This window comes from Mesorhizobium sp. WSM4935 (assembly GCF_029625735.1).
Taxonomy (GTDB): Bacteria; Pseudomonadota; Alphaproteobacteria; order Rhizobiales; family Rhizobiaceae; genus Mesorhizobium.
Genome location: NZ_JARTVR010000002.1, coordinates 263,209 through 287,383, shown reverse-complemented (window position 1 = coordinate 287,383; position 24,175 = coordinate 263,209). Strand labels below are relative to the sequence as shown.

The window sequence follows — 24,175 nt, the reverse complement described above, 5'->3', positions numbered from 1 at the left end:
CGAAGGGGAGATTTCGAGATGACCGTCATCGCCAAGCCGGAACAGACAGGCACGCGCACGCTGGTCGATGCGCCGGCGCTTTCGCCCGCTTCCATCGCCAAGCCCGAGCTGATCAGCGTCGAGCAGGCCAAGGCGATGGACGTCGCCCGCATCACCGACCTGTTCAAGGCGCATCTCAACCCTGGACAGCTGCATTTCATGAAGCTGCTCGGCTTCCACAAGGTGAAGATCGAGCGCGCCGAAGGCATGTTCTATATCGACCAGAACGGCCGCAAGATCCTCGACTTCTTCGGCGGCTTCGGCTCGCTCGCCTTCGGCCACAACCATCCGCGCATCCTGGAGGCCCGCAAGAAATTCCAGGAGGAAAAGCGCCAGGAGATCGCCATCGCCTTCATGTCGCAATACGCGGCGGCACTTGCGCACAACATCGCCAAATGCTCGCCCGGCGATCTCGACATGGTGTTCCTGGGCTCGTCCGGCTCGGAGGCCATGGAAGCGGCGGTCAAGCTTGCCGAGCGCGCCGCGGGCCCGAAGCGGCCGAAAATCGTCTATGCCGAGAATTCCTTCCACGGCAAGACCAAGGGCGTGCTGGCGATTACCGACGGCCAGCTCTACCGCGCGGACTTCAAGGTGGCCGACAATGTCGTGCGCGTTCCCTTCGCCAACATCGACGCCGTCGAGCGTCTGTTCAGGAGCGATCCCGAGATCGGTGTCATCGTGCTGGAAACTATCCAGGGCGGCGGCGGTATCATCCAGGCAAAGACTGAGTACTGGCAGAAGCTGCGCGCGCTGTGCGACCAATATGGCGTGCTGTGGGTCGCAGACGAGGTGCAGTGCGGCTATGGCCGCTCCGGCCGGTTCTACGCCTTCGAGCATTACGGCGTGGTGCCGGACGTGACGGCGCTGGCGAAATCGCTCGGCGCCGGCAAGGCGGCGGTCGGCGCGATGATCGCCAGGCGCGACGTTTATATGAAAGCCTATGGCACGCCGAAGACGGCGATGATCCATGCCATGGCGACGTTCGGCGGCATGGGCGAGGCCTGCGTCACCGCGATCGAGGGCATCAACGTGCTGTATGACGAAGGCCTGATCGACAACGCCGCATCGACCGGCGAGTACCTTCTGCGGCGGCTGCAGGCGCTGAAGGAAAAATATCCGAAGATCATCAAGGACGTCCGCGGCAAGGGCTTCATGATCGGGCTCGAGTTCCACGACTTCTCGCAGACCCTGCCAATGGTCCTGCGGCCCGTGGTGAGCGTGCTTGACGACAAGCTGAAGGGCTCGCTGTCGGGCTTCGTCGGTTCGCTCTTGCTGCGCGACTACGATGTGCTCGTCGCCTTCACCGAATACAACCGCAACGTCATCCGGCTCGAACCGCCGCTGATCTGCCGGCCCGAGCATGTCGACCGCTTCGTCGACGCGTTCGACAGCCTTCTGTCGCGCGGCATCGTGGCGATCGTGAAGGATTTCGTGAAAAGCCAGGTCGGCAAGTAGAGGCCGCCGAACATGCTGACCAGGCCGTCCGCTCCGACCAACCCGCTGGAACGGCTGACCGGCGCCGGGCTGGCGTGGGGCGAGAGAGCCTATGCGAAATGGGCCGCGTCGATCGGGGCGATCGGCTTCTCGCTCTACATCTTGCTCACCGCCGCGACCGCCTGGTTAATGCCCGACGCCAATTGGGACATGCTGCCCTATCTGGCGATCGCCGAGGAAGGCGCCTATCCCGATCCGCAGGCGCTGCATGACTATGCCTACAGCGCGGCCAAGGCTGGCGTGCCGGCCGGCGATTACAAGACGCTGACGGACGATGGCGGCGGTTTCCGCAGCCACATGGCGCAGAACGCCGCCGACTTCCATTCGCTGCTCGGCATGTACCGGATCAAGTTCCTCTATGCCGAAATCCTGTCCACCCTCGGCCATGTCGTGTCGCCGGTCGAGGCGATGCGGCTGGTGCAGGCCTTCTCGGTGCTTCTGTTCGGCGCCATCACGCTCGCCTGGCTGTGCGCGGGGCGCGCGCTGGGGCTGGCACCGGTCGTTGGCGCGATCCTGATCATGGCCGATTTCGGCGACGCGGCGCGGGCCTCGACGCCGGACCTTTTGTGTTCGGCGCTGTTCCTCGGCGGGCTTTTTGCCTATGTGCGCAAGCGCGAGGCGGCGACGGCGGTCCTGCTTTTCCTCGCTTTCATGGCCAGGCCCGACAACATCGTCTTCCTCGCCATCTTCGCGGTGCTAGTCGTCGCTTTCCGCGAACGAGCATGGGGGGCACTGGCAGGCTACGCGGCATCCTTTATTGCTTATTTCGCCATCTCGCACTGGGCGCAGCATCCCGGCTGGTGGCCGCATCTTTGGTTCTCCAGCATCGAGCAGCACTACAATATGGACGGCTTCGAACCGCCGTTCTCGGTGGCCGCCTATCTCAAGGCCTTTGCCGCGTCGGTGGTGCGCGCGATCAGCATCAACAGCTGGGTCGGTGTTTCGGTCCTGGCGCTGGCCGGCTGGTTCGGGCTCGAGCGCGCTGGCTTCCGGCTGGACCGCCGCGCCGGCATCCTGCTCGCGGCGCTCGTGCTCGGCGTGCTGGCGAAATTCGCCGTCTTCCCGATCCACGACACCCGCATCTATTTCCCCAATCTCCTGCCGCCCTTCCTGCTGCTGGCCGCGCCGCTGACGGCGCTGTGGACGGCGGCAAGCCAGGGCGGGCGCCTCGCCGCGCTGCAGGTCATTCCCGGAGACAAGTCATGAGCTCGCTATCCAGCTTCGCGCGCGTTCTTCTGTCGCTCGGTCTGCCGACCGGCCTGCTCGACCGCGGGCCAGCGCTGCACGGCACGAAGTTCCTGGCCAAGGCGGCGCTCAGGGCACGTTTCGGCGGCCGGCCGTTCCAGATGGTCAATGTCGGCGCCTGCGACGGCGCGCTGTTCGACGACGTGACGCCCTGGCTGCACCGCATTGCGGGCGCGCGCGCCATGCTGGTCGAGCCGATCCCCTACAATCAGAAGCGGCTTCGCGCCAATTACCCGGATACCGACCGCTTCATCATCGAACCGGTGGCGGTGACCAGAACCAAGGGCACGATCACGGTCCACACCTTCGATGCCGCCGCGCTCGAGGCCGGCACGCTGCCGATCGAGTTCATCGGCTGCTCATCGGTTACCGACACCAATCTGATGTCAGGCAAGAACGCCTGGGGCGAGGCCGACGCCAACTTCAACAAATTCGCGCTGCATCTGAAGGACATCGAAGTGCCGTCGGAGACCTTGCAGACGCTGCTCGACCGCAACGGCATTACCCATATCGACGCTTTCCTGGTCGACTGCGAAGGCGCCGACTGGATGGTGTTCGAGCAGCTCGACCTTAAGCGCTACCGCCCCGGCATGATCAAGATCGAGGTCGGCGCACTCCCGGCGGCCGAGATCGGCCAGGTCGTCGTCAAGCTGAAGACCGCCGGCTACCAGGTCGGCTTCCAGGCCGAGGACATCTGGGCCTTCGCCTAGAGCGGTTCACCGTTTCGCGGAAACGGCGAACCGCTCGATCTCCTTGTTTTGACGCAATTCCTGGACGAAGGCTACGATGAAGTCGCCGAGCCCGACCGTTCACACTTTCCTGGAATTGCTCTCGCTTGCGCCATCGAACCCGATTTGCCGTCCGGGGCCGAACGCGCTTGACAAGATGGCTCCGGCCCGTCCACCCTAGGCCATTCACCAGGGGAGTCCCGGCAAGGGGCTGAGATACTGCTGGCTTCGCGGCGCAGTGACCCGTTGAACCTGATCCAGTTCATACTGGCGTAGGGACGGTGCAAGCGCTTTGCGGGAGTTCATGCCCGAAGACCTGCCTCAAGCAGGCAGATCGAAGCGTCTTTTCATCCTTCCGGCACAGAACTGGGTCTCCAATGCAACGAGCAAAGGAGCCTCAAATGAATGCCTTGACCCCGACCGTATCGACCGGGCCATTGCCCGCTTCGCGCAAAATCTACAAATCCGGCATCCTCCATCCGCAAATCAGGGTGCCGATGCGCGAGATCGCGGTGCACCCGACTGCCGGCGAGCCGCCGGTGACGGTCTACGACCCGTCGGGCCCCTACACCGACCCCGCGATCGAAACCGATATCGAGAAGGGCCTTACCCGGTTTCGGCAAGACTGGATCGTCGCGCGCGGCGATGTCGAGCCCTATGACGGCCGCCACGTCAGGCCGGAGGACAACGGATTTGCGACAGGCGAGCGCCTGACGCGGGGATTTCCGATCCGCAACCGTCCGCTGCGGGCGAAAGCCGGCAAGGCGGTGACGCAGCTTGCCTATGCGCGCGCTGGCATCATCACGCCCGAAATGGAATTCGCGGCCATCCGCGAGAATCTCGGTCGCGAGATGCTGCGCGGCAGGCTTGAACAGGACGGCGAGGCATTCGGCGCATCAATCCCGGATTTCGTCACACCGGAATTCGTGCGCGACGAGGTGGCGCGCGGCCGCGCGATCATTCCCGCCAACATCAACCATCCAGAGAGCGAGCCGATGATCATCGGCCGCAATTTCCTGGTGAAGATCAATGCCAATATCGGCAATTCCGCCGTCACCTCCTCGATGACCGAAGAGGTCGAAAAGATGGTCTGGGCGATCCGCTGGGGCGCCGACACTGTCATGGACCTGTCGACCGGCCGCAACATCCACAACATCCGCGAATGGATCGTGCGCAACGCGCCGGTGCCGATCGGCACGGTGCCGCTCTACCAGGCGCTGGAGAAGGTGGGCGGCGTCGCCGAAGATCTGAGCTGGGAGGTCTATCGCGACACGCTGATCGAGCAGGCCGAGCAAGGCGTCGATTATTTCACCATCCATGCAGGCGTGCGGCTGCATTATATCCCCCTGACCGTCGACAGGGTCACGGGCATCGTCTCCCGCGGCGGCTCGATCATGGCGAAATGGTGTCTGCACCATCATCGCGAAAGCTTCCTCTACGAGCATTTCGACGAGATCTGCGACATCGCCCGGGCTTATGACGTCTCCTTCTCGCTCGGCGACGGCCTTCGCCCCGGCTCGATCGCGGATGCCAACGACAAAGCGCAATTCGCCGAGCTGGAGACGCTTGGCGAATTGACGAAGATCGCCTGGGCAAAGGACTGCCAGGTGATGATCGAAGGCCCGGGCCATGTTCCCATGCACAAGATCAAGCAGAACATGGACAAGCAGCTTGCCGTTTGCGGTGAGGCGCCTTTCTACACGCTTGGGCCGCTGACCACGGACATCGCGCCCGGCTACGACCACATCACCTCCGGCATCGGCGCCGCCATGATCGGCTGGTTCGGCACAGCCATGCTCTGCTATGTGACGCCGAAGGAACATCTCGGACTGCCCGACCGCAACGACGTCAAGACCGGGGTGATCACCTACAAGATCGCCGCGCATGCAGCCGATCTCGCCAAGGGGCACCCGGCGGCGAAGATCCGCGACGACGCGCTTTCGCGGGCACGGTTCGAGTTCCGCTGGGAAGACCAGTTCAACCTGTCGCTCGATCCGGAGACGGCGCGTTCTCTCCACGACGAGACGTTGCCCAAGGAGGCGCATAAAGTCGCGCACTTCTGCTCGATGTGCGGACCGAAATTCTGCTCCATGCGTATCTCCCACGACATTCGTGCGGAAGCGCAAAAGGAGGGGATGGCGGCGATGGCGGAGAAATACCGCGCAGGCGGCGATCTCTATATGCCGGTCGAAACGCCGGAAGAACGGACTTCGGCGCTGGATGATCAGGAGTCGCGCTGAGTCATGCGCCGTATCCTTGTCAAAGGCGCCGGTGTGGCAGGCCTCACCGTCGCCCATGAATTGGCTGCGCGGGGTGCGTTGGTCACGGTCGCCGAAATTCGGAGTGAGATAGGCGGCAAGGCCTCCTGGCTTGCCGGTGGCATGCTGGCCCCCTGGTGCGAACGCGAAAGCGCCGAAGAGGCGGTTGTCACGCTCGGCAAAACCTCGGCCGAGTGGTGGGAAAGGACACTGCCCGGGCTCGTGACGAAAGCCGGTACGCTCGTTGTCGCCCATGCGCGCGATGCCCCCGAGCTTGCCCGTTTTGCGGCTCGCACGCGCAATTGTGAGGCCGTCGACGAAGAGGCGCTTGCCGCGCTCGAGCCCGATCTTGCCGGTCGCTTCCGCGAGGGGGTGTTCTTTGCCGGCGAAGCTCATCTCGATCCGCGCCGGGTTCTCGAAGCGCTGGCCGGCAAATTGCGCGCAATGGGCGTCGTCTTCCTTCTCAAGGCGGGCGAGATCGCTCCTTCCGGCTTTGATCAGGTGATCGATTGCACGGGCATGGCGCGGGCCGACGACGACTTGCGCGGCGTGCGCGGCGAAATGCTGATCCTCCACACACGTGAGGTCTCATTCGCCCGGCCGGTGCGTTTGCTCCATCCGCGTCATCCGATCTATGTCGTGCCGCGGGCCGATCATCACTTCATGGTCGGCGCGACCATGATCGAAAGCGACCATGACGGGCCGATTACCGCCCGTTCCCTGATGGAGCTCCTCAATGCGGCCTACGCACTTCATCCGGCGTTCGGCGAGGCCGAGATCGTCGAGACGGGCGTGGGCGTTCGCCCTGCCTATCCCGACAATCTGCCGCGGGTAAAGCGTCGGAAGGACGGCGCGATCACGATCAACGGCCTTTACCGGCACGGTTTCCTGCTTTCACCGGCCATGGCCAAGCAGGCTGCCGACCTTCTCTTCAATTGATCTGCCGACCTGGAGTCTGAAAATGAAGCTGATCGTCAACGGCGAAGCGCTTGAAGCCAAGGCGGCGACCCTCGACGCCCTTTTGAAGGAGCTGGACTACGAGGGTGGCTGGCTCGCCACCGCGCTGAACGGCGATGTCGTGCCCGCGGCCAAACGGCCGGAATTCCAGTTGAGCGAGGGCGATCGGATCGAAATCCTGTCGCCCATGCAGGGAGGCTAGCCGATGTTCGATCTTTTCGGGACAAAATTGGCCTCGCGTCTGCTGCTGGGCACCGCGCAATATCCTTCCCCGGCGGTGCTCGCCGAAGCGGTTAAGGCCTCGGGCACCTCGGTGGTGACCGCCTCGCTGCGACGTGAAATGGCTGGCGGCAGGGGCGGCGAAAAATTCTGGTCGCTGGTCAACTCCCTCGGTGCGAGGATCCTGCCCAACACCGCCGGCTGTCACTCCGTGAGGGAAGCCGTCACGACTGCGAAGATGGCGCGCGAGGTCTTCGGCACGTCCTGGATCAAGCTCGAAGTGATCGGCAATCACGACACGCTGCAGCCCGACGTGTTCGGTTTGGTCGAGGCGGCCCGCATCCTTTGCGAGGACGGTTTCGACGTATTTCCCTATACTACCGACGACCTTGTCGTCGCCGAGCGGCTGCTGGAGGCAGGCTGCAAGGTCCTGATGCCGTGGTGCGCGCCGATCGGTTCGGCGCTCGGGCCGGTCAACATAATGGCGCTCCGTTCGATGCGCGGGCATTTCCCCGACGTTCCGTTGATCATCGATGCGGGGCTCGGACGCCCGTCGCACGCGGCAACCGTCATGGAGCTTGGCTTCGACGCCGTGCTCCTCAACACGGCGGTCGCCAAGGCTGCCGATCCTGTGGGCATGGCGCGCGCTTTCAGCAAGGCGGTCGATGCCGGCCGCGAAGCGTATGGTTCGGGCCTGCTCGAGCCGCGCGACGTCGCCGTGCCATCGACGCCTACGATCGGCAGGGCGGTTTTTTCATGAAGCTCGATCCCTTCTACCTTATCGTCGACAGCGCCGCCTGGATCGAGCGGCTGGTGCCGCTCGGCGTCAGGCTGGTGCAGCTGCGCATCAAGGACATGGACGAGGACAGGCTGCGTATGGAGGTCCGCAACGCAAAAGCCTTGTGCGCACGGCACGACTGCCAGCTCATCGTCAACGATCATTGGCGCCTGGCGATCGAGGAGCGCTGCGACTTCGTCCATCTCGGCCAGGAGGATCTGCAGGCCGCCAACCTGCCGGAGATACGGGCGGCCGGCATCAGGCTCGGACTGAGCACCCACGACTATGCTGAGCTGGAGACGGCCATGGCAGCCACGCCCGACTACGTCGCGCTTGGTCCCGTTTATCCGACCATCCTGAAGAAGATGAAATGGGCGCCGCAGGGGCTCGAAAGGGTTCGCGCCTGGAAGGACGCTGTCGCACCCATTCCGCTGGTCGCTATCGGCGGCCTCAACCCCGAGCGGCTCGACGGCGTTTTCGGAGCCGGTGCCGACAGCGCTGCGGTGGTGACGGACATAACGCTGAACCCGGATCCCGAGGCGCGCACCGGGGAATGGATCGAAAAGACTGCCCCATGGCGCTGAACCGGGACCCGTATGTGCTCGTCGTCGGCGGATCGGATTCCAGTGGAGGCGCGGGAATTGCGCGCGACATCGAGACGATCTCTGGCGTTGGCTTGCGCGCTTGCGTTGCCGTCACCGCGGTAACGGTGCAGACACACCAATCCGTCACGGCAATCCACCACATGCAGCCCGGCCTGGTCGCCGATCAGATGCGCGCGGCGCTGCGGGCCAACAGGGTATCCGCGATAAAGATCGGCATGCTCTCCACGGCACGCGTCATCGCGGCGGTTGCCGCCGTGCTCAGCGAAAATCCGCGGATACCGGCAGTCCTCGACCCGGTGTTGGCTTCCTCGTCGGGCAGGCAACTGCTGGAACCGGGGGCGATCGGAGTCTTGAAGCGAGATCTCATGCCGCTTTGCCGTCTCGTCACGCCGAACCTTGTCGAGCTGGCGATCCTGACCGGTTCGGATTTGGCCGTGGACGACGATGATGCGCTGCGGCAGGGGAGGCGATTGCTTGCGGCCGGGCCGCAGGCACTGCTCATCAAAGGCGGCCATGCGACGGGACCCAGATCAACGGATGTCCTGTTGAGCCCTGGACAAGAACCTGTCCACGTCGACATGCCAAGGCTTGCCGGCTCGATGCGTGGGACCGGCTGCATGCTGGCGAGTGCGATCGCGGCACATCTGGCCGGTGCGAAACCGCTCGAGGACAGCGTGCGCGAAGGCAAGCGGCTTGTCTTCGAAAAGCTCTTGCGGTGTATCGAGCGCGAACCCGGCTCCGGGGCATAAGATAAGCAATTCCTCGCCCATGACAGTCTGGGCCGGCGTCAGGGTCGCTCGGCCTTTTCGTAATGTCGCAAACAGGCTTCAATCTCCCCACCGCTCCGCCCTATAGTCCCGCCCGCTTTATCCCTTCTGGAGTCGCGGGCAATGGCAGAGTTTCCGAAAAAGGCGAAGGTCGTCATCGTCGGTCTGGGCGGTATCGTTGGCGCGTCGGTCGCGCATCACCTGATCGAGCGCGGCTGGGACGACATCGTCGGCATCGACAAGTCGGGCATACCGACCGATATCGGCTCGACGGCGCACGCCTCGGATTTCTGCTACACGACCAGCCATGATTTCCTGTCGTGCTGGACGACACTCTACTCCATCGATTTCTACGAGAAGATGGGCCACTACGCGCGCGTCGGCGGTCTCGAGGTCGCCCGCGTCGGCGATGACGGCCGCATGGATGAGATCAAGCGCAAGGTGGCCTCCGCAAAGGCCTTCGGCACCCGCGCCCGCCTGATCGAGCCGGCCGAGATCAAGAAGAAGTTCCCGCTGATCGAGGAGCATCTGGTGCAGGGCGGCCTGTGGGATCCGGACGCCGGCCTCGTCATCCCGCGCTCGCAGACGGTCGCCGGCAAGCTGGTCGATCAGGGTGTCGCCGCCGGCAAGCTGCAGGCGTTCGCGAACACTTCGGCCAAGGAGCTGATTGTCGAGAACGGCCGCATCAAGGGCGTGGTGACCGAGCGCGGCACGATCGAGGCCGACTATGTGGTGGTCTGCACCGGCATCTGGGGCCGGCTCACCGCCGCACTGGTCGGTGAGGACCTGCCGGTCATGCCGATCGACCATCCGCTCACCTTCTTCGGCCCCTACAACGAGTTCGCCGGCACCGGCAAGGAGATCGGCTGGCCGTTGCTGCGCGACCAGGGCAACTCCGCCTATATGCGCGACACCGGCGATCCCAAGACCGCCGAGGGCGGGCAGATCGAATGGGGTTATTACGAGGAGACCAATCCGCGTCTGTGCCACCCGCGCGATCTGCTCGAAAAGGACCAGGCGCGGCTGTCGCCGTCGCAGCGCGACCTCGACATGGAGCAGATCATGGCGCCGCTGGAGCGTGCCATGGAGCTGACGCCGATCTTGGGAGAGCTCGGCTACAATGAGGGCCATTCCTTCAACGGGTTGCTGCAGGTGACCACCGATGGCGGCCCGTCGATGGGCGAGAGCCAGAAGGTGAGGGGCCTGTGGTACGCCGTCGCCATCTGGGTCAAGGATGGCCCCGGCGTGGGCAAGCTCATCGCCGACTGGATGACCGACGGCCGCACGTCGATCGACCATCATGCCATCGATTATTCGCGCTTCTATCCGCACCAGATGCAGGAACAGTTCATCTGGGATCGCTGCACCGAAACGGCGATGAAGGTCTACAATCCGGCGGTGCATCCGCGCGAGCCTTTCTCCAAGGGCCGCAACGTCCGCCGCTCGCCGTTCTATGAGCGTGAGAAGGAACTCGGCGGCTATTTCATGGAGCTGGGCGGCTGGGAGCGCGCGCACGGCTACGCCGCCAACGAGCATCTCCTGGAGAAATACGGCAACCGCGTGCCGGTGCGCGAGAACGAGTGGGACAACCGCCATTTCTGGCGCGTCTCAAATGCCGAGCATCTGGCGATGAGCGAGGATTGCGGCATCGTCAACCTGTCGCATTTCTCCATGTATGACGTCGAGGGACCCGACCATGTCGCGCTGCTGGAGTGGCTGTGCGCGGCCAAGATCGGCGGCGACAACAACATCGGCAAAGGCATCTACACCCACTTCCTCGATGAGGAAGGCATGGTGCGCGCCGATTTCACCGTCATCCGCATGGCCGATCGCTGCCGGGTGATCGACGGCGCCGACGCCGGCCCGCGCGATTTCCGCTACATGCAGCGCACCGCGCAGGACAAAGGCTTTGATGTTACCGTCACAGACGTAACCGAAAAATACGTCACCATCGGCATCTGGGGGCCGAACGCCCGCACGACGCTGCAGAAAGTGGTCGAGGACCCGAACGGGTTGACGCCGGAGAATTTCCCCTTCGCGGCGATCAAGCCGATCAGGATCGGCGGCAAGGATGTCACAGCCTTCCGCATCTCCTATGTCGGCGAGCAGGGCTGGGAATTGCATATGCGCTACGAGGACGGCCTTGCCGTTTGGGACGCGCTGCGCTCGACCGGCGTCATGCCGTTCGGTGTCGAGACCTATGCCAATACGCGCCGCATGGAGAAGAGCCTGCGGCTGCAGAACGCGGACCTTCTGACCGAATACAATCTGCTCGAGGCCGACCTTGCCCGTCCGAAGGTCAAGGAGAACGACTTCTGCGGCAAGGCCAAGCACCTGGAATATCGCGCCCGCGAGCACCAGCCGGCGATGCTGTGCACGCTGGTGATGACCGAGAACACCGATTCCAAGGGCGTCGCACGTTATCCGGTCGGCACCATGCCGGTGCAAGATCCCGCGACCGGCGAGACGCTGGTCGACGCGCTTGGCCGCCGCTCCTTCACCACCTCGGTCGCCTATGGTCCGACCATCGGCAAGAACATCGCGCTCGCTTATCTGCCCTGGGCCTACTGCCAGGAAGGCCGCAAGCTGCAGGTCGAGTATTTCGGCGAGACCTATCCGGTCGAGGTGGCGGGCGTCGGCTACAAGCCGCTCTACGACCCGGAGAACCTCAAGCCGAGGAGCTGACGACCGGCTCACTACCGGCAACTGATCGGAAAAGCGCGGCCTTCCTTGGAAGGCCGCAATGCTTGGCTTGATGTGCGGGGGGCCAGCGGCTTATGTGGCTCGATCAGAAGCCTGCGAAAGCCACGCCCCATGCGCATCCTGTCCGACGCCTTCATTCCCGAACTGCCCAATCGCTACAATGGCAAGGTGCGCGAAAATTACGATCTGCCGGACGGGCGCCGCATCATTATCGCCACCGATCGTCTGAGCGCGTTCGACGCGATCCTGGCTTCGATTCCGTTCAAGGGGCAGGTTCTCACCCAGACGGCGCGCTACTGGTTCGAGGAAACCGCCGACATCTGCCCCAACCACGTGCTGGAATATCCCGACCCCAACGTCGTGGTCGGCAGGCGGCTCGACATGCTGCCGGTCGAGATCGTGGTGCGCGGCTATCTGGCGGGCACCACCAGCACCTCGATCCTGACCAAGTACCGGAAAGGTGAACGGAGCTTCTACGGTCACAGCTTTCCCGAGGGGCTGCGCGACAATGAAAAGCTACCGCAAGCGATCATCACACCGACCAGCAAGGCAGCCAGCGGCGGTCATGACGAGCCGCTGTCGGAAGCCGAGATCATCGAGCAGGGGCTGCTTACTGAGGCTCAATGGGACACGGTATCGCGCCATGCGCTGCGGCTGTTCGCCCGCGGCCAACAGCGCGCCGCCGAACGCGGCTTGATCCTGGCCGACACCAAATATGAATTCGGCACCGCGCCGGACGGCACCATTGTGCTGGCGGACGAAATCCACACGCCCGACAGCAGCCGCTATTGGATTGCAGCAAGCTATGACGAGGCGTTCGAAAGCGGCGGCCGGCCGCAGAGTTTCGATAAGGATTTCGTCCGCTCATGGGTGTCGGAGCGGTGCGATCCCTACAAGGACCCGATCCCGCAAATTCCGGACGAGATCGTCAACCAGGCTTCGGCGGTCTATATCCAGGCTTATGACGCGATCACGGGCGCGAAATTCGTGCCTGATCTCTCCGGAGAAACCGTGCTGGAGCGCATTCGTTCTAATCTCGCGCGATATTTTTAGAAGATCCACGCCGGGCGGAAATCCGCTGCCCGGCAATTCCCGGCTTTTGCGCGCGGCGATTTTCGCCTAACCTTGGTCCATGTCCGCTTATGCCCGCGCAAGGCATATCGTCGTCTCGGCCGGTGCCGCCCTGGCGCTGGCGCTTTGGCTGACGCCGGCAGCTTCTCCCGCCGAACCGGTCGATGTCGAACTGGTGCTGGCGGTTGACGTTTCGCTCTCGATGTCGCCGGCCGAGCTGGAGATCCAGCGCCACGGTTATGCCGCCGCGCTCACGCATGACAATGTGCTGAAGGCCATCGCCGACGGCGCCTATGGCAAGATCGCCGTCACCTATATGGAATGGGCGGGCACCACTTGGCAGCGCGTCGTCGTGCCGTGGACGGTGATCGCCAATCGTGCCGATGCCGAGAGGGTTGTCGCGCAGCTCAATGCCCGTCCGCCGGACAGCGCCCGGCGGACCTCGATCTCCGGCGCGCTGAGCTTCGGCAGCGACCTGTTCGCCGAGAGCGGTTTTAAGGGCACGAAGCGCGTCATCGACGTCTCGGGCGACGGACCCAACAATCAGGGCGCGCCCGTCACTTTCACGCGCGACGAGGTGGTCAGGCAAGGCATTACCATCAACGGCTTGCCGCTGATGACGCGCGGTGGTTTCAGCGGCGCCTTCGACGTCGAAAATCTCGATCGCTATTACAGCGACTGCGTCATCGGCGGGCCGGGCGCCTTCATGATCCCGGTCAATGACTGGACGCAGTTCCCCGAAGCGATCCGCCGCAAGCTGGTGCTCGAGCTTGCCGATGCCGCTTCACCGCAATGGGCGGCCGAAGAGGCCGCGCATCCGCCGGTCGTGCTCGCCGACGACGGACCGGCAGCCGATTGCCTGGCGGGCGAGAAGATGTGGCGCAACCGCGGCTGGGGCATGCCGTGAGCAACGCTCAAATAAGTGCCTGCCTCATCATCCGTTCCAAGGCGTCGGCCATGCGCGGCATGGACGCGACTTCGCCGGCATCCTGAGGCACCTGCCGGGTGTCTTGTTGGCGTCCATCAAATAGGTCTTGCCGTCATGCACCGCGAAGTCGAACTTGCCGTAGTCGAAGCCTAGTTCCTTGCGTCTTTGGCGAAGATCATCCGGGACGGGGCATGGCTCGCCGCGGAACACGCCGGCGCCTTTTACGATGCGATCTCGGGAGACAAAGCGGCCGCAGAAATCGTAGTCGCCGCAAAAGAGCCAGTAGCGCAGCGCGAAGCCGTCCGGCACGATTTCGGGCAGGAAACGTTCGACCAGGAGATCAGGGTCGCTGAAGACTTCCGACGGTACGTCGCAGGCTCTGTCGAACACTCGGTATTCCTTCATCACTCTGGCGTCGGGGAAGGGGAGAGGACGTCCTGCCCGCGCGGCGCGGCGATTGAGGCGGCTCTCCGGCAGCCCGCCGCAGTTCAGAACGCCCTTGACGATGACAGGACCTTCCCAGCCATCATGCGGCGCAACCCGGGCCGTGCTGACGCGTGATTTCGAGATGTCGGTCACGCCAACATTGAGGCAAAGCGGAAACCCGCGTGCATATTCGATATAGGCCGGATCGACAGTCGTGGAGTCGACATGAAGGACCGCCGCGTCCCCGGCAATCTTCGTCGAGAAACCTTGGGCGATTTTCCAGGAATGGCCCCTCCGGCGCAGATCCTCAAGGATCGCATGGATCATGTAGCTGCTTTCGGCTCGCCGAAACAGCCTGCGCTCGAGCAACCGGTCGTGCTCGTGCGTGATCACCACGATGTGCGCCACTCTGGCCCCCCGGCCGTCTTCCGTTCAAGCAGGTGATAATATAAAGGGCTGCCCTAGGGGAAGTGCGATGCACAACAAAAAGGGGTGAGGGGGCATGTCCGATCTGTGGGCAAATCTTTTTCGTACGTGGGACCTCATCGGTGCGCCCTTACGGCCGCACTCCGATGTGGTGGGGGTCATGAAACGCGAGCTTCGGACCGAGGACGCGGAAATGGCGCTGTTCGGCGTGACGCCGGAGTTCGCCAAGCTCGGGAAGTCGCTCACCGCCATCGATTCCAACCCGAACATGATCGGAGCACTGTGGATCGGCGACGACGCAACCCGCAGGGCGGTGGTCGGCAACTGGCTTGACCTGCCATTGGCGGACAGAAGCGTCGATGCGATTGTCGGCGACGGTTGCCTTTCCGCCGTCACAAGCGAAACCCAGCGGCTCAGATGCCTGGAAGAGATGGCTCGCGTTCTAAAGCCAGGGGGTCGCGCTGCCATCAGGCTGTTTGCACGGCCTAGCAAGACGGAGCCGCTCGGCGCTATCAAGGCGGATGCGCTGGCCGGCAAGGTAAAGGCGCTGGCCGAGATCGTGTTGCGCACGGCGCTTTCCTTGCCCGTGGCCGCACCCGACTACGGTCTGAAGATGTCGGCCGTTCTTGATGGAATCAACGAGATGTTCGGTGACCGGGCCGAACTGATGGCGGGCGGCGGATGGCAGCCGGGAGCCTTTGCGTTCATCGACCTCTACAAAGGGTCCGATACCATCTGCTGCTGGCTCAACGAGGACATCCACGTGGCGGAGGCGTCGCGTTACTTTAACGACGTCCGCCTTGTCGCCAGCGGCGGCTATCCGGTCGCCGAGCGCTGCCCGATCCTTGTCGTAAGCGCACCGCGGAGCTGACGCGCGGAACACGAGATGCGCCGGCGCAACGCTTGAGATGGCCCATCGTCCTGTGCGGCTTCTGCTTCATTGACAAGCCTTTTGCCGTCTGTGAGACAATCCGCGCTCACCACAAAAAGGGGAACAACAATGAAAAGAACCACCATTTTCGCGGCGGCGCTGGCGGCCGCCGCCGTGCTTAGCGCGCCGGCGATGGCGGCGACGTCGCTCACCATCGGCATCAGCGGCTGGACCGGCTTCGCGCCGCTGACACTGGCCAAGCAAGCCGGGCTTTTCGAAAAGCACGGGCTCGATGTCACGTTGAAGAAAGTGCCGCAGGCGAGCCGTCCGCTGGCCATCGCCAGCGGCGACCTGCAATGCGCGGCGACCACCGTCGAGACCTGGATGGTGTGGAACGCCAGCGGCGTCACCACCAAGCAGATCTTCCAACTCGACAAATCCTACGGCGCGGACGGCATCGTTGTGCGTAACGACATCAAGAGCGTCGCCGATGTCAAGGGCAAGACTGTCGCTTCGTCCGCGCCCGGCACGTCGCCCTATTTCCTGCTCGCCTGGGTGCTCAACAAGAACGGCATGTCGACCAAGGACGTCACTGTCGTCAATCTGGAGCCGGACGCGGCGGCGCAGGCCTTCCTGGCCGGCCAGAACGATGCCGCCGTCACTTACGAGCCCTTCATCTCCGCCGTGCGCGACAAGGCCGACCAGGGCCACATCCTGGCGACCACGCTCGACTATCCGATGGTGATGGATACGGTCGGCTGCACGCCGGACTTCCTCAAGGCCAATCCCGATGCCGCCAAGGCGCTTGCCGACAGCTATTTCGACGCGCTCGACATGATCAAGAAGGAACCGCAGAAATCCTACGAGATCATGGGCGCCGACGTGAAACAGTCGGCCAAGGAGTTCGAGGACTCGGCCAAGTACCTGAAATGGGCCGACAAGGCGGAGAACAAGCAGTTCTTCACCAAGGATTTCCAGGACTTTTCCAAAACGGCCGCCGAGCTCTTGCTGCAGATGGGGCTGATCAAGGAAGCACCGGACGTGACGACGCTTGCCGACACCAGCGCGGTCGCCAACTGATCGCGCATCACCCGATCGGCGGCATCAGGCCGCCGATCCTTTCTCCTTCAGCGCATCGCGATTCTTCGGATACGCTCGCTGCGTCTTAGATTTTTGATTACGCATGTCTTATCCCGAAACCGGCTCCCGCTTTCGGGAGACATGCTTTAAGGACAGGGCCTGATGCTGCGTCCCTTGCACTCCGTTGCGGCGGGCACGCGAACCGTGCTCGGCATCTCCTTCTTCGTGCTGTTCGTGGCGTTCTGGGCATGGATCACACTCGGCGGCCATGTGAACCGCATCTTCCTCGCCGATCCGCTGTCGATGCTGAAGGACGGCTGGCGGCTGCTCGTCGAAGACCGGTTCTGGCTGGATATCCTGATCACCATCTGGCGCGTCTTCGGCGGCTTCGTGCTTGCCTCGATCGTCGCGGTGCCGATCGGCATCGCCATGGGCGCATGGAAGCCGGTCGAGGCTTTCCTCGAACCATTCGTGTCCTTTGCGCGCTACCTGCCGGCGTCCGCCTTCATTCCGCTGCTCATCCTCTGGGCCGGCATCGGAGAACTCGAAAAGCTTCTGGTGATCTTCGTCGGCTCGGTGTTCCAGATCATTTTGATCGTCGCGGTCAAGGTCGGCGCTACGCGCCGCGACCTGGTCGAGGCCGCCTACACGCTGGGGGCGAGCGACAACGGCATCGTCAAGCGCGTCATCATGCCGGCCAACGCGCCGGAAATCGCCGAAACGCTGCGGCTGGTGCTTGGCTGGGCCTGGACCTATGTGATCGTCGCCGAGCTGATCGGCTCGTCGTCCGGCATCGGCTATATGATCATCAACAGCCAGTCGCGGCTGGCAACGGGGCAGATCATCTTCGGCATCATCGTCATCGGGCTGATCGGGCTTCTGTCCGATTTCGCCTTCAAGGCGCTCAATCGCTGGCTCTATCCGTGGAGCCTGGCATGAGCAAGCTTCAGATCGAGGGCGTCTCGCGGACCTTTGCCGGGGTCGGGGGCGGGGAGCCGGTGCAGGCGCTGCAGCCGGTCGACCTCGCGGTCGCCGCGAATGACTTCATCACCATCCTTGGACCGTCAGGCTGCGGAAAGTCGACTTTGCTCCGGATCGTCGCCGGACTGGAAGCGCCGAGCACCGGTCGCGTGCTGCTCGACGGCAAGGCAGTCACAAGGCCGGGGCCGGACCGCGGCATGGTGTTCCAGTCCTACACGCTGTTTCCCTGGCTGACGGTGGCCGAAAACATCGGTTTCGGTCTGCGCGAGCAAGGCAGGCCCGAGCGCGAGCGCAACGAGGTCGTCGCTTCCTATATCGATCTCGTCGGCCTGAGGGGTTTCGAGAACCATTGGCCGAAGCAGCTGTCGGGCGGCATGCAGCAGCGTACGGCGATCGCGCGGGCGCTGGCCAACGATCCCGAAATCCTCCTGCTCGACGAGCCGTTCGGCGCGCTCGACAACCAGACGCGCGGGCTGATGCAGGAACTGCTGCTCGGCATCTGGGAACAGCGCAAGAAGACGGTGCTGTTCGTCACTCACGACATCGAGGAGGCGATCTTCATGGCATCGCGGGTGGTCGTGATGAGCGCCCGGCCCGGCCGCATCAAATCGGACGTGCCGGTCGACCTTCCGCATCCGCGGCACTACACGCTGAAGACCAGCCCGGAATTCTCCGTGCTCAAGGCGCAACTCACCGAGGACATCCGCATCGAGGCGATGCGGACGGCGCAGGGACAATCAGTCGGAGCTTGATCCGGAATCTCCGGATCAAGCCGCCAAGAGTTGCTTGCGGTCGACGCGTTCCTGCTGCGGCGAGCGGGCGTAAAGCTCGCGATAGCATTTGGAGAAATGCGAGGCGGAGACGAAGCCGCAGGCGACCGCCACTTCGACCACTGGCATCGACGACTGGATGAGCAGGTGCCGGGCGCGGTCGAGCCGGATCTCCAGATAGTAGCGGGCGGGCGAGCGGCCCATCTCGGTGCGGAACAGGCGCTCGATCTGCCGGCGGGAAAGATCGACATGGTCGGCGATCTCGATCAGCGACAGCGGCTCGGCAAGGTTGGCCTCCATCAGCTCAATAATGGTGAGCACCTTCGAGTTCTGGACGCCGAGGCGGGCGCGCAGCGGCAGGCGCTGGCGATCGGTCGGGCTGCGCACGCGGTCGGTCAGCACCTGCTCGCAGACGCGGTTGACCAGGCTCTCGTCGAAATCATCGCCGATCAGCTTCAGCATCATGTCGAGCGCGGCGGTGCCGCCGGCGCAGGTATAGATGTTCTGGTCGACCTCGAAGAGATCGGCAAAAACATTGGCCTTCGGGAAAGCCTCCGAGAAGCCCGGCAGGTTCTCCCAATGGATCGCGCAGCGCTTGTTGGAGAGCAGGCCTGCGGCGGCCAGGATATGGGCACCGGTGCACAGGCCGCCCACGGCGACGCCGCGATTGTACTCCTCGCGCAGCCAGGCAAAGGCCGACTTGTTGTGGTAGCGCTCGACATTCATGCCGCTGCAGACGATCGCCATGTTCGGCCGGTCCGGCCCGGCCATCTTCCTGCGCTCCTCCTCGAGCGAGGTGTTGACGGCACATTCGACGCCGTTCGAGGCGCGGACCGGCTTGCCGTCGATGCTTGCCAGGCGCCAGCTATAGGCCTCGTAGCCAAGCATCCGGTTGGCCGAGCGAAGCGGATCGAGCGCCGTCGCGAAGGCGATCATCGTAAAATCAGGAACGAGGAAGAATACAAACGATCTCTTGATCGGGTGCTTTACGGCATTCACGGTGAAACCTCACGCAGCCATGACGCGAACAGGATGTCGCGAACAGCATAGCGACAACAGGAAAAACCATTCCTGTCAATCGGGTAGGCGGCTAAGTGAAGATTAAATTTGCGACACGGGTCGCAAACGGGCAATTCGTGCAACCGCAAGGCGCCTCTTCGCCGATGTCAGGTGGCAACGCCCAACGAAAACGCCGCCTCGGCAAGCCGGGCGGCGTTGGAATTCAGCATGCCGAACTGTCTCAGGCGATAAAGCCGAGACGGGCAGCGGCCACCGCGCCGGTCTGGCCGGGCATGGTCTTGGCGAGGCGCTGACGCTCCAAAGCGGTCGTCAGGTTCATTTCGCGGCGGGTGAACAGGCGGGCAAACAGCTTCATCATCCATCTCCATTTGGTTGCTCAGACGGGTCGCCTTCGCTTAAGGAGTGGGGCAGCTCGTTTTTGCTGCGGCTGATATAGGCCCGCTTCAGCAAGAACTAAATCGCAAAAACGAAGCGGTTGATATGAAAAGCGACATGGTTTGCGACATTTTTGGGCAATGTGCCCATGATTTCCTATTCATTACAGTGCTTTAGCCAGCCTGTTAACCCGCTATGCGAGTGGTTCATATGCGTCATGCGGCGGCCGCATGGCTGGAAAAGTCATTTGAACGCAAACAAAAACCACGAACAAACAAAAGGCCTGCCGAGCTGACGCGGCAGGCCTTCAGAACTCCGTACACACTTGATTACTTCGCTCCAGCCCAGCTTCCGACACCCAGGCGCAAACCGGTCTTGACGTCGGCGGCTTCAGGCCAGCCGATATCCTTCTGCAATTCGATCGGCAGCGCATGGATGGCGCGTTCGGTCTGGTAGCGGGCGCGAGCCGCGCTGAATTCGGTCGCAAGCCGACCGATGGATGACAGGATAGACATTTCTCTCTCCTCTATGCGGGCAGGGAGGCGCCCGTCACTGCATTAAGTCAGGTCTGTTTCAGCTTCATTTCATGTCGATTGCAGGACTGTGTCAGGGTGGTTTCATGGCTGCTTTTGGCAGCATGCTGCATCGACCAAGTTGACTATGCGCCTGGAGTGATGTTCAATCAAACGAAATGGAATGATGGATTGCATCAGAAAAATTGAAGGCAGGCTCCCATGAACGCCCCGCTCAATCATCCGCTGCCGCTGCTTGACCTCGATGTGCTGCGAACCTTCGTGGCGATCGCCGAGACCGGCAGCTTCACCACTGCCGCCAATGCGGTGTTCCGCACGCCGTCAGCCGTTTCCATGCAGATCAAGAAGCTGGAGGATATCCTCGGCCGTTCCGTCTTCGCGCGCGACGCGCGTTCGGTGACGCTGACCACGGATGGCGAGATGCTGCTCGGTTATGCGCGCCGGCTGTTGTCGATCAACCGCGAGGTGGTGTCGAAGTTCATCATCCCCGACATTGTCGGCGTGGTGCGGCTCGGCTCCCCGGACGATTATGGCGAGCGCGTGCTGCCGCATGTGCTGAAGCGCTTCGCGCAGTCGCATCCTTCGATCGCCGTCGACGTCACCATCGACCAGAGCATCAATCTGCGCCGGCGCATGGATGACCGCGCGCTCGACATCACGCTGCTCACCAATTCCTACAAGACCAGCGCGATCGGCGCCGAGGTGCTTCTGACCGAGCCGATCGTGTGGGCCGGTGCCAAGGGCGGCTGCGCACATCTGCGCGAGCCCTTGCCGGTGTCGCTGTGGGAGGAAGGCTGCGCCTGGCGGGCCGGCGCCCTGGAAGCGCTCGGTCGCGAGGGCCGCAACTACCGCATCGCCTATATGAGCGCGCACACGGCCGGCCAGCGCGCCGCGATCATGGCCGACCTTGCGGTGGCGCCGCTGCCAAAATCCTTTCTCGGCGACGAGATGGTCTCGCTGGGCGCCAAGGACGGCATGCCCGAGATCGGCACCTACAATCTCGCCATGGTGGTGGCGCCCGACGCAAGCGCTCCGGTTAAGGCCGTGGCCGACCATATCCGGGCGACATTCGAGCTGTTCCGCGAGACCGGCAAGTTCTGAGTTATTCAGCCGCCGGAGCCGGGCGCTCCGCGAAAGCGGCTTTCGTCCTGCGCCGCGCGCGGGCCCGGCGCGCTGCCGGAGCGCTGTTGAGGAATGCCACGATGCTGTCGCGCGCGCGGCGCGCCTCAGGCATCTCGATCAGCGGCCAGACGTGGAACATGCCCTCTTCATAAACCACATCGACCTCGACGCCGGCGGCGCGCGCGCGCTCGGCGAAGATGAGATTATCTGGTGTCAGCATGTCGCGTGAACCGGTCAGCAGCAGCGTCTTCGGCAGCACGGACAGATCGCCGTAAAGCGGGCTTATATGCCAGTCCTTACGGTCGAAACCAGCGCTGTAGAGCCGCACCGCTTCCAGCCCACCCGGAATACCCAGCCACGGATCCTGCCGCTCGGCCTCGAAGACCTCGGGATTTGCAAGCGAAACGTCGAGGCCGGGCGAGATCAGCACATGACGCGACGGCGAAGGAAGGCCCCGCTCGGCCGCCATCATGGTCAGCACGACCGCCATGTTGCCGCCGGCGGAATCGCCCATGAAGACGATGTCCTCGGCGTCGGTCTCTTCGAGCATGCGCCGGTAGACGTCGCCGACCATACCGAACATATCGTGGAAATCGTGCTCGGGCGCGATGGGGTAGATCGGCACGGTGATGCCGAAACCGAGACGCTCGGCCATTTCGGCAATCAGCACCCAATGATAGGAGGTGATCTGAAAAACGTAGGCGCCGCCGTGCATGTAAAGGATGCGCCGGCGTTCGCCCGCCTTCGGCGCGATCTCATAGACGGGAAAGCCGTCGATTTCGGTCTCGGTGATGTCCAGCCGCGCTTTGAGCAAGGCCGGCGGATGATGATCTTCGGTCTTGCGGGCGTAGGCGATCCAACGGTGCAGGTTCTCGGGACTGGAAAACGCCTTCTTGCGGCTGTGCCTGAGAACGAATGAAACGAGATGGCTTTTCAAACTGGGCATGCGGATACACGGACTTCGGGCACAGCCGACTAAGAGAATTCCCCCCGCTCTACGGAAATTGTACCTCAGTTTGAAATGTCAAGGAATCGCGCTGGTACATCGGCGTGATCCGATGGGGCCAGCATCAACGCCGCTTCGGCAGCAGCGCTGCGCGCAGCTTGTTGTCGCCGGCCGCCGGAACCGCGTTGCGGCCCCGGCGATTGCCGAGCAGCTTGCATTTGTCGGCGAAGGTCATCAGCGCGGCGTGCCCAGAAGCAGCGCGTGAAGGACTGCCTGCGGGTCGCTTGGCGGCGAGGCCGGCCAGCCGATGTCCTTCTGGACATGCGCCGGCAGATCGTTGAGCGCGCGGATCGCCTTCTTTCTGGCATGAGCCTGCCTGATGGTGACACCGAAGCGGCTGAGATTTCCAAACATCGACATTTTCATCTCCCTTGAAGAGCAACGGGGCCGAGGATGGTCGCTGGCCGCCATGCGATGGGCGCTAAATGCGTCAGGCATGTATCGGGTCGATTTCGCGGGAACAGCGTTTCGGTTTCCGGATCGCGCGGATCCGGAAACATTTGCATGCAAATGAATCGAGCGTGCCGGTGTGCCGGTTCAGGCTCGAACAGCCGTCATCGGCGGTTGACAGAGGCGAGCGGCTGGACTGTTATTGTGCAATGCGGCGTGGGGGTATGTGCACCGCAGCATGATGCGAACGGGTCAGGGCATCGTGACGAGCATACATAGTATTCAATATCTGCGCGGCCTTGCCGCGTGCGCGGTCGTTTGCTTTCACGTCAGCGAGCAGTTCGGCGGTCCGTTCGATGTCGGATCAGCCGGCGTCGACGTCTTCTTCGTCATCAGCGGCTTCATCATGTGGGTGACGACAGCCGGCAAGCCGGCCGATCCGTGGCGTTTCATGGGGCGCCGCATCACCCGCATCGTGCCTCTCTACTGGATCGTCACGCTGCTGACCGCGGCGGGTATCCTGCTCAAGCCGCAATTCTTCTACGGCCATTTCTTCAGTGTCCCGAATTTCCTGGGCTCACTGTTCTTCCTGCCGGTTCTGCAGGGGGGCGCTCTGCATCCCATCGTCATACAGGGTTGGACGCTTTGCTATGAAATGATGTTCTATCTCGTTTTCACGCTCGTACTGTTCCTGAGCGAACGCTGGCGGTTCCGCGTTCTTACAGGCGCGCTTGTCGCCATCGTCGCGCTGCATTTCGTCCTTCCTGCGGGATATGCGCATGCCTTCACCGATCCTGTCGTGATCGAGTTCGCGGCCGGCGTCGTCGTCGGGCACCTGTGGTTCCAGGGAGCCAGGCTGCCGCTCGGGCTGGCGCTGGCGATGGCCGGCGCGGGATTTCTTCTGCTTGCGGCCGGCCCGCTGTTGGATGCCGATTTGCCTCGTGCCTTGCGCTGGGGGCTTCCGGCCGCGTTGATCGTCGCGGGCGCGGTCTTTGCCGAGCGGGCGCGGCCGTTCAAGCCGGCTGCCTTGCCCAGCTTCCTCGGCGATGCGTCCTATTCGATCTATCTATGGCATGTCGTGGTCGGCATCCTGACGACGGGCGTGGTGTTGCGGACCGGCCTGCCGGCGGCGTTGCAGCCGGCAACGATCCTGGTCGCCACGCTTGCGCTCTCGGCGATGCTCTATCTGATCGTCGAAAAGCCATTGATCGGGCTGCTGCACCCGCAACGTCCCGAGAGCGCGGTGAAGGCAAGCAATGCCGCGGCCGCGGGGGCCGCGGAATGAGGCCGCTACAAGCTTGAGCTTACGCTAGAGGGTTTTTCAACGTTTCACGGAAACGGCGAACCGTTCTATCCCTTTGCTTTTATGCAATTCCGGACGGA

At 63.2% G+C, this 24,175-nt stretch carries 24 protein-coding genes and 1 riboswitch; of the genes, 18 read left to right on the top strand and 6 right to left on the bottom strand.

Annotation, left to right across the window (positions count from 1 at the left end):
* The first annotated feature begins 18 nt into the window (after positions 1-18).
* The 12 genes from P9273_RS05680 (at position 19) to P9273_RS05625 (ending at position 13,771) form a co-directional block, all read left to right on the top strand.
* Positions 19-1,494 carry an aspartate aminotransferase family protein gene (locus P9273_RS05680; RefSeq protein ID WP_278048015.1) on the top strand — a complete coding sequence of 492 codons (1,476 nt, stop codon included), beginning with the start codon at positions 19-21 and terminating at the stop codon, positions 1,492-1,494.
* Positions 1,495-1,506: 12 nt separating this feature from the next.
* Positions 1,507-2,739 carry a hypothetical protein gene (locus P9273_RS05675; RefSeq protein WP_278048014.1) on the top strand — a complete coding sequence of 411 codons (1,233 nt, stop codon included), beginning with the start codon at positions 1,507-1,509 and terminating at the stop codon, positions 2,737-2,739.
* Positions 2,736-3,488, top strand: coding sequence for an FkbM family methyltransferase (locus P9273_RS05670; RefSeq protein WP_278048013.1), 753 nt, complete (start codon positions 2,736-2,738; stop codon positions 3,486-3,488). Before P9273_RS05675 ends, P9273_RS05670 begins: the two co-directional genes overlap by 4 nt.
* Positions 3,489-3,687: 199 nt before the next feature.
* Positions 3,688-3,803: riboswitch (TPP riboswitch) on the top strand.
* 104 nt (positions 3,804-3,907) lie between these two features.
* The gene (thiC, locus tag P9273_RS05665) at positions 3,908-5,746 is read left to right on the top strand and encodes a phosphomethylpyrimidine synthase ThiC (protein ID WP_278048012.1); all 1,839 of its coding nucleotides are present in this window, start codon (positions 3,908-3,910) and stop codon (positions 5,744-5,746) included.
* A gap of 3 nt (positions 5,747-5,749) precedes the next feature.
* Positions 5,750-6,703, top strand: a complete 954-nt coding sequence (gene thiO / locus P9273_RS05660) for a glycine oxidase ThiO (protein ID WP_278048011.1) — start codon at positions 5,750-5,752, stop codon at positions 6,701-6,703.
* Between the two features lie 22 nt (positions 6,704-6,725).
* The gene (gene thiS / locus P9273_RS05655) at positions 6,726-6,923 is read left to right on the top strand and encodes a sulfur carrier protein ThiS (protein WP_041003920.1); all 198 of its coding nucleotides are present in this window, start codon (positions 6,726-6,728) and stop codon (positions 6,921-6,923) included.
* A gap of 3 nt (positions 6,924-6,926) precedes the next feature.
* Positions 6,927-7,700, top strand: coding sequence for a thiazole synthase (locus P9273_RS05650; protein WP_278048010.1), 774 nt, complete (start codon positions 6,927-6,929; stop codon positions 7,698-7,700).
* The gene (locus P9273_RS05645) at positions 7,697-8,302 is read left to right on the top strand and encodes a thiamine phosphate synthase (protein WP_278048009.1); all 606 of its coding nucleotides are present in this window, start codon (positions 7,697-7,699) and stop codon (positions 8,300-8,302) included. Before P9273_RS05650 ends, P9273_RS05645 begins: the two co-directional genes overlap by 4 nt.
* Complete coding sequence (locus tag P9273_RS05640; RefSeq protein ID WP_278048008.1) at positions 8,293-9,072, top strand: hydroxymethylpyrimidine/phosphomethylpyrimidine kinase; 780 nt, start codon at positions 8,293-8,295, stop codon at positions 9,070-9,072. Before P9273_RS05645 ends, P9273_RS05640 begins: the two co-directional genes overlap by 10 nt.
* Positions 9,073-9,213: 141 nt before the next feature.
* The gene (locus P9273_RS05635; RefSeq protein ID WP_278048007.1) at positions 9,214-11,775 is read left to right on the top strand and encodes a GcvT family protein; all 2,562 of its coding nucleotides are present in this window, start codon (positions 9,214-9,216) and stop codon (positions 11,773-11,775) included.
* 129 nt (positions 11,776-11,904) lie between these two features.
* Positions 11,905-12,846, top strand: coding sequence for a phosphoribosylaminoimidazolesuccinocarboxamide synthase (locus P9273_RS05630; RefSeq protein ID WP_278048006.1), 942 nt, complete (start codon positions 11,905-11,907; stop codon positions 12,844-12,846).
* Positions 12,847-12,925: 79 nt separating this feature from the next.
* Positions 12,926-13,771 (top strand): DUF1194 domain-containing protein, encoded by an 846-nt coding sequence (locus tag P9273_RS05625; RefSeq protein WP_278048005.1) that lies wholly within the window; start codon positions 12,926-12,928, stop codon positions 13,769-13,771.
* A gap of 27 nt (positions 13,772-13,798) precedes the next feature.
* Here the strand turns inward: P9273_RS05625 and P9273_RS05620 are convergent, their stop codons facing one another.
* Positions 13,799-14,626 (bottom strand): hypothetical protein, encoded by an 828-nt coding sequence (locus tag P9273_RS05620; RefSeq protein WP_278048004.1) that lies wholly within the window; start codon positions 14,624-14,626, stop codon positions 13,799-13,801.
* 178 nt (positions 14,627-14,804) lie between these two features.
* Here P9273_RS05620 and P9273_RS05615 point away from each other — a divergent pair, with 178 nt between their 5' ends.
* The 4 genes from P9273_RS05615 to P9273_RS05600 all read left to right on the top strand — a co-directional run bounded on the left by P9273_RS05615 (position 14,805) and on the right by P9273_RS05600 (position 18,328).
* Entirely contained in the window at positions 14,805-15,515 is a 711-nt protein-coding gene (locus P9273_RS05615; RefSeq protein ID WP_278048003.1) for a class I SAM-dependent methyltransferase, read from the top strand.
* A gap of 129 nt (positions 15,516-15,644) precedes the next feature.
* Positions 15,645-16,595 carry an ABC transporter substrate-binding protein gene (locus P9273_RS05610; RefSeq protein WP_278048002.1) on the top strand — a complete coding sequence of 317 codons (951 nt, stop codon included), beginning with the start codon at positions 15,645-15,647 and terminating at the stop codon, positions 16,593-16,595.
* Positions 16,596-16,757: 162 nt separating this feature from the next.
* Complete coding sequence (locus P9273_RS05605; protein WP_278048001.1) at positions 16,758-17,534, top strand: ABC transporter permease; 777 nt, start codon at positions 16,758-16,760, stop codon at positions 17,532-17,534.
* Complete coding sequence (locus P9273_RS05600) at positions 17,531-18,328, top strand: ABC transporter ATP-binding protein (RefSeq protein ID WP_278048000.1); 798 nt, start codon at positions 17,531-17,533, stop codon at positions 18,326-18,328. Before P9273_RS05605 ends, P9273_RS05600 begins: the two co-directional genes overlap by 4 nt.
* 15 nt (positions 18,329-18,343) lie before the next feature.
* Here P9273_RS05600 and P9273_RS05595 read toward each other — a convergent pair whose 3' ends face one another.
* The 3 genes from P9273_RS05595 to P9273_RS05585 form a co-directional block, all read right to left on the bottom strand.
* Entirely contained in the window at positions 18,344-19,282 is a 939-nt protein-coding gene (locus P9273_RS05595; protein WP_442920190.1) for a GlxA family transcriptional regulator, read from the bottom strand.
* 304 nt (positions 19,283-19,586) lie between these two features.
* On the bottom strand, positions 19,587-19,721 hold the full coding sequence (locus tag P9273_RS05590; RefSeq protein ID WP_278047999.1) for a hypothetical protein: 135 nt from the start codon (positions 19,719-19,721) through the stop codon (positions 19,587-19,589).
* 349 nt (positions 19,722-20,070) lie between these two features.
* Complete coding sequence (locus P9273_RS05585) at positions 20,071-20,256, bottom strand: hypothetical protein (RefSeq protein ID WP_040981897.1); 186 nt, start codon at positions 20,254-20,256, stop codon at positions 20,071-20,073.
* A gap of 219 nt (positions 20,257-20,475) precedes the next feature.
* Here P9273_RS05585 and P9273_RS05580 point away from each other — a divergent pair, with 219 nt between their 5' ends.
* Complete coding sequence (locus P9273_RS05580; protein ID WP_040981895.1) at positions 20,476-21,375, top strand: LysR substrate-binding domain-containing protein; 900 nt, start codon at positions 20,476-20,478, stop codon at positions 21,373-21,375.
* A 1-nt stretch (position 21,376) separates the two neighbouring features.
* Here the strand turns inward: P9273_RS05580 and P9273_RS05575 are convergent, their stop codons facing one another.
* Positions 21,377-22,342 (bottom strand): alpha/beta hydrolase, encoded by a 966-nt coding sequence (locus P9273_RS05575; protein ID WP_278047998.1) that lies wholly within the window; start codon positions 22,340-22,342, stop codon positions 21,377-21,379.
* 234 nt (positions 22,343-22,576) lie between these two features.
* Positions 22,577-22,762 (bottom strand): hypothetical protein, encoded by a 186-nt coding sequence (locus tag P9273_RS05570; protein ID WP_041004327.1) that lies wholly within the window; start codon positions 22,760-22,762, stop codon positions 22,577-22,579.
* A gap of 268 nt (positions 22,763-23,030) precedes the next feature.
* Here P9273_RS05570 and P9273_RS05565 point away from each other — a divergent pair, with 268 nt between their 5' ends.
* Positions 23,031-24,077: an acyltransferase family protein gene (locus tag P9273_RS05565; protein ID WP_278047997.1), complete on the top strand. Its 1,047-nt coding sequence runs from the start codon at positions 23,031-23,033 to the stop codon at positions 24,075-24,077.
* Positions 24,078-24,175: the final 98 nt, after the last annotated feature.

Bases quoted from the DNA above. Each gene is read 5' to 3' on its own strand.
- P9273_RS05680 (WP_278048015.1), top strand. From the start codon at position 19: ATGACCGTCATCGCCAAGCCGGAACAGACAGGCACGCGCACGCTGGTC.
- P9273_RS05675 (WP_278048014.1), top strand. From the start codon at position 1,507: ATGCTGACCAGGCCGTCCGCTCCGACCAACCCGCTGGAACGGCTGACC.
- P9273_RS05670 (WP_278048013.1), top strand. From the start codon at position 2,736: ATGAGCTCGCTATCCAGCTTCGCGCGCGTTCTTCTGTCGCTCGGTCTG.
- thiC (WP_278048012.1), top strand. From the start codon at position 3,908: ATGAATGCCTTGACCCCGACCGTATCGACCGGGCCATTGCCCGCTTCG.
- thiO (WP_278048011.1), top strand. From the start codon at position 5,750: ATGCGCCGTATCCTTGTCAAAGGCGCCGGTGTGGCAGGCCTCACCGTC.
- thiS (WP_041003920.1), top strand. From the start codon at position 6,726: ATGAAGCTGATCGTCAACGGCGAAGCGCTTGAAGCCAAGGCGGCGACC.
- P9273_RS05650 (WP_278048010.1), top strand. From the start codon at position 6,927: ATGTTCGATCTTTTCGGGACAAAATTGGCCTCGCGTCTGCTGCTGGGC.
- P9273_RS05645 (WP_278048009.1), top strand. From the start codon at position 7,697: ATGAAGCTCGATCCCTTCTACCTTATCGTCGACAGCGCCGCCTGGATC.
- P9273_RS05640 (WP_278048008.1), top strand. From the start codon at position 8,293: ATGGCGCTGAACCGGGACCCGTATGTGCTCGTCGTCGGCGGATCGGAT.
- P9273_RS05635 (WP_278048007.1), top strand. From the start codon at position 9,214: ATGGCAGAGTTTCCGAAAAAGGCGAAGGTCGTCATCGTCGGTCTGGGC.
- P9273_RS05630 (WP_278048006.1), top strand. From the start codon at position 11,905: ATGCGCATCCTGTCCGACGCCTTCATTCCCGAACTGCCCAATCGCTAC.
- P9273_RS05625 (WP_278048005.1), top strand. From the start codon at position 12,926: ATGTCCGCTTATGCCCGCGCAAGGCATATCGTCGTCTCGGCCGGTGCC.
- P9273_RS05615 (WP_278048003.1), top strand. From the start codon at position 14,805: ATGAAACGCGAGCTTCGGACCGAGGACGCGGAAATGGCGCTGTTCGGC.
- P9273_RS05610 (WP_278048002.1), top strand. From the start codon at position 15,645: ATGAAAAGAACCACCATTTTCGCGGCGGCGCTGGCGGCCGCCGCCGTG.
- P9273_RS05605 (WP_278048001.1), top strand. From the start codon at position 16,758: ATGCTGCGTCCCTTGCACTCCGTTGCGGCGGGCACGCGAACCGTGCTC.
- P9273_RS05600 (WP_278048000.1), top strand. From the start codon at position 17,531: ATGAGCAAGCTTCAGATCGAGGGCGTCTCGCGGACCTTTGCCGGGGTC.
- P9273_RS05595 (WP_442920190.1), bottom strand. From the start codon at position 19,282: ATGATCGCCTTCGCGACGGCGCTCGATCCGCTTCGCTCGGCCAACCGG.
- P9273_RS05590 (WP_278047999.1), bottom strand. From the start codon at position 19,721: ATGAAGCTGTTTGCCCGCCTGTTCACCCGCCGCGAAATGAACCTGACG.
- P9273_RS05585 (WP_040981897.1), bottom strand. From the start codon at position 20,256: ATGTCTATCCTGTCATCCATCGGTCGGCTTGCGACCGAATTCAGCGCG.
- P9273_RS05580 (WP_040981895.1), top strand. From the start codon at position 20,476: ATGAACGCCCCGCTCAATCATCCGCTGCCGCTGCTTGACCTCGATGTG.
- P9273_RS05575 (WP_278047998.1), bottom strand. From the start codon at position 22,342: ATGCCCAGTTTGAAAAGCCATCTCGTTTCATTCGTTCTCAGGCACAGC.
- P9273_RS05570 (WP_041004327.1), bottom strand. From the start codon at position 22,762: ATGTCGATGTTTGGAAATCTCAGCCGCTTCGGTGTCACCATCAGGCAG.
- P9273_RS05565 (WP_278047997.1), top strand. From the start codon at position 23,031: ATGATGCGAACGGGTCAGGGCATCGTGACGAGCATACATAGTATTCAA.